Source organism: Metabacillus indicus LMG 22858 (assembly GCF_000708755.2).
GTDB lineage: Bacteria > Bacillota > Bacilli > Bacillales > Bacillaceae > Bacillus_P > Bacillus_P indicus.
Genome location: NZ_JGVU02000021.1, coordinates 1 through 367, shown reverse-complemented (window position 1 = coordinate 367; position 367 = coordinate 1). Strand labels below are relative to the sequence as shown.

At 30.5% G+C, this 367-nt stretch carries 1 protein-coding gene; it reads left to right on the top strand.

Annotated features, from left to right (window positions below; translation table 11 throughout):
• Positions 1-37: 37 nt before the first annotated feature.
• The coding region (locus AZ46_RS19730) for a TMEM175 family protein (protein ID WP_029286709.1) at positions 38-367 on the top strand (330 nt) is incomplete at its 3' end.

The following is a 367-nucleotide window of genomic DNA, read 5'->3' as shown; positions in this document are numbered from 1 at the left end:
TAAAAGCCATGTATTACGGTAAAATATAAATTTTAAAATGAATAAAAATAGACTTGAAGCTTTTAGTGATGGAGTTTTGGCTATCATAATTACCATTATGATACTGGAAATAAAAGTTCCAGAAGGAGAAAATTTTAGCGATTTGCTATCCCTTTTCCCTAAATTTATAAGCTACATATTGAGTTTTGTTTATGTAGGCATATACTGGAATAATCATCATCACATGCTGCAAAGTGTTACTAAAGTAAATGGTAAAATTCTTTGGGCAAATCTTCATTTGTTATTTTGGTTGTCACTAATTCCAGTTTCTACAGGATGGATGGGGGAACATAATTTTGCTAAAGCTACCATTACATTGTATGGAGTA